General features: G+C 65.2%; 3 protein-coding genes. 2 read left to right on the top strand and 1 reads right to left on the bottom strand.

The window, feature by feature from the left end:
- The first annotated feature begins 426 nt into the window (after positions 1 to 426).
- Both ACFWPJ_RS29335 and ACFWPJ_RS29340 read left to right on the top strand, forming a co-directional pair.
- Positions 427 to 978, top strand: a complete 552-nt coding sequence (locus ACFWPJ_RS29335; protein ID WP_378856221.1) for an EF-hand domain-containing protein — start codon at positions 427 to 429, stop codon at positions 976 to 978.
- A gap of 302 nt (positions 979 to 1,280) precedes the next feature.
- Positions 1,281 to 1,547 (top strand): hypothetical protein, encoded by a 267-nt coding sequence (locus ACFWPJ_RS29340; RefSeq protein ID WP_378856223.1) that lies wholly within the window; start codon positions 1,281 to 1,283, stop codon positions 1,545 to 1,547.
- Positions 1,548 to 1,910: 363 nt separating this feature from the next.
- Here the strand turns inward: ACFWPJ_RS29340 and ACFWPJ_RS29345 are convergent.
- The coding region (locus tag ACFWPJ_RS29345) for an alpha/beta hydrolase (RefSeq protein WP_378856225.1) at positions 1,911 to 2,941 on the bottom strand (1,031 nt) is incomplete at its 5' end.

Genomic DNA, 2,941 nt, shown 5'->3' on the forward strand with positions numbered 1-2,941 from the left:
GGGGTCCCCGAGCGACTGATGGGCACCTTCATCGCGTCTTGCCTACTGAAGGTCGCCTTCAATCGGGCGAACAGCCGACCTCGAGGCAGAAAACAAACCTACTCGCGAGGACTGGGAACGCCTCTACGGTCTCTGATGACGGGACGCCGGAACACCACTGCGGCTGCGGATTTACCGCGGCCGCAGTGGTTTCGGGTCACCTTCGGGCCGCTGTGCCAGGCTGTGTGACCGGCTTTCGGTGGGTCGGATCTGTCGGCGCCGGGTGGCCACCGAACCGTGCGCGGTACCTGGCAACCTCGACCTATCGGATGCGCCGGACATGTGGGATGATGGTCACGTTTTGCCCCGTTTGTCAGTCGTCACGACGTGCTGACCGGCTGTGGTCAGCGCGACTCCCATGAAACTTGCTCCGGAAAGGACAGGCTCATGACAGCGATGGCAACAAATCTCGTCCAGCTCAAGCTGGAACGGGAGTTCGACACCATGGACACCGACAATGACGGCTACCTGGACTGGTCCGACTACCAGCAGCTCATCGACCGCTACACCAGCGTCTTCCAGGCCGGCAAGGACGACCCGCGCTCCGGCCAAGTCCAGGCCTACTTCCAGATGTACTGGATGGAGCTGATCCGTCACGCGCAGCCGAGTACCGAGAGGTTGACGAAGGAACAGTTCGTCCAGGCCAACCGTCTTGCCATCATCGACACCAGCCGGCTCAACATGGTCGAGGCCGGTGCCCACGTGACATTCGACTGCATGGATGCCGACGGCGACAACGAGATCAGCAAGAATGAGTACGAGACCTTCCTGCGGAAAGTTATGAAGGTTTCCCAGCCCGACGCGATCGAGGCTTTCCACAAGCTGGACCTCGACGGGGATGGCGCTATCTCGCGGCAGGAGTTCATCCGGGCGACACGCGAGTACTTCTACTCGAACGACCCGGACGCCGCGGGCAGCCTCTTCTTCGGACACGTCTGATCCGAGCTCACCAGGTGGGTAACCGAGAACACCTGAACGGCATGTGAACCCCCGAATGGATGTCACACCGTGCGGCCCGTGGGGCGGTGGTGACATTCATTCGGGCTAAGAGCGCACTGCCACGCCCCGATGGCGACCAACACGAATGGGCCGACCCACCAGGGTCGGCCCATTCGGCATCGGTGACGGTGTGCCGATGTGGGTCGGTCGAGCTACGACGTGGTCAGTAGTAGGCGAGGTGTCGCTGGATCTCCGAGAGTGAGCAGGCCGCTGTTGATGAGGTTCTGCCGGGTTTCGGCGAGGTGGTCGAGGCCGTGATCGATGCTGGTGCCGTCCCGCTCGATGAGTTCGTCGGTGTCGGAGTGGCGGAAGCGGCCCGCGCGCAGCGTGGCCGCGATAGCGGTCAGCTGCTGGGCACAGAAATCTTCCTGGTGCAGTCTTTCCCCGTCGCGGGTCCGGTCGTAGCGGGCGACGACGAGAGCGCTACGCCCGTCGAAGGATTCGACAGTCGTTTTGCGGCACTGAGGCCCGCGGCACCGGCTACAGACATTGCCCAGTGTTCGGTCTGAATGAGATGCGGCACGGCCGCGCCACCCAATGGCTCGGGTTTGATGATGTGCGATGACACCGCACCGCCCTCGGGCCATCCCCAGGAACCGTCCGGTCGCGCAACCAACAGCACCTTGTCCTGAATTCCGGCCAGCGACGCTTGCGGAACCGTCCCTTCGGGGAGGTGGTAAGTCGGGAGATCGGCAACGAGCCGGTTCACCTCGTCGTCGGTGGGCTCTCTGATCGTCCCGTCAGACGGCGTTTCACCCGATGATCGATATACCGATCTCTAACGATGAAAAGCCCGGAGATCGGCATATGCATCTTGTCGGCTGCGTCCCGGCCCGTCCAGCGGGCGCCTGATGGGCGATGGTGGGCCTTGGTCAGTGCGTCGGCGATGGTGTCCGGGTGGATGGCCGGGTGGTGCCGAGGAAGTCCGCGATGGTCGACCAGGTGGTGTCGCGGGCGGCGGGGCCCGCGATGATGCCGAGGTGGCTTCCCGGGACCTCGGTGAAGCGGACCTCGGCGGCGCCGGTGAGGACCTGGACGCCTGCCGCGACGGAGGCCGAGGAGGCCAGGGCGTCCTTGGTGCCGCCGATCAGCTGGGTCGGTGCCGTGAGTTCGGTGAGGTCGATCGCGCGATCGGGGCGCAAATGCACTGTGCCCTTCAGCATTTCGTTGCGAATGATCAGCTGACGGTAGGCCTGGCGGTAGAACCGGCCGGGGTAGCCGGGCATGGTGTCCATGAATCGGTCCACCGATTGCATGCGGGCCAGTGCTTCGGTGTCGGCGATATTGCGGGCGATGTACCAGGGCTTGGTGAGCTCGCGGTCGATCGACTGGATGCGGAAGCCGGCCCGCACGCCGTACTTCGGGACGCCACCGGCGACCCGTACCGGGAGGGTGACTTCGCGGCCGCCGGTGAGCTGGCCGAACCTGCGGGCCAGCGAGATCTGGCCGTTGCGCCGCTGATCGAACGGGGTGCCGACCGCGGTGACCGAGCCGATCGGCAGGTCCGGGTGGGCCGCGGCGGTGAGCACGCTCATGGTGCCGCCGAACGACCATCCGATCAGGTCGACAGCGGCGCCCCCGGCGTCGGAGCCGACCGTGGTGATCGCCGTCGGCACGATGTCGTCGACCCATTCCTCGAAGCCGAGATCGCGGTCCGCGTAGGTGATCTCGCCGTAGTCGAGCACGTAGACCTCGCGACCCAGGTCGAGCAGGAATCGCACCAGGCTCTGGCTGGGCCGCATGTCGTAGCAGGAAATGGTGACTGCCAGCGGCGGAACCAGGAGCACGGGGTTACCCGTGGCGGGGGTGGCACGGCGGTAGCGCAGGAGCCGGCGGTGCGGTTCGTCGTAGACGATGTCCGACGGCGTCGGCGTGTACGGCTCGACGCCGTCGCTGAAGAGTG

It is taken from the genome of Nocardia sp. NPDC058497, from assembly GCF_042720195.1.
Taxonomy (GTDB): Bacteria; Actinomycetota; Actinomycetes; order Mycobacteriales; family Mycobacteriaceae; genus Nocardia.

Bases quoted from the DNA above. Each gene is read 5' to 3' on its own strand.
- ACFWPJ_RS29335 (WP_378856221.1), top strand. From the start codon at position 427: ATGACAGCGATGGCAACAAATCTCGTCCAGCTCAAGCTGGAACGGGAG.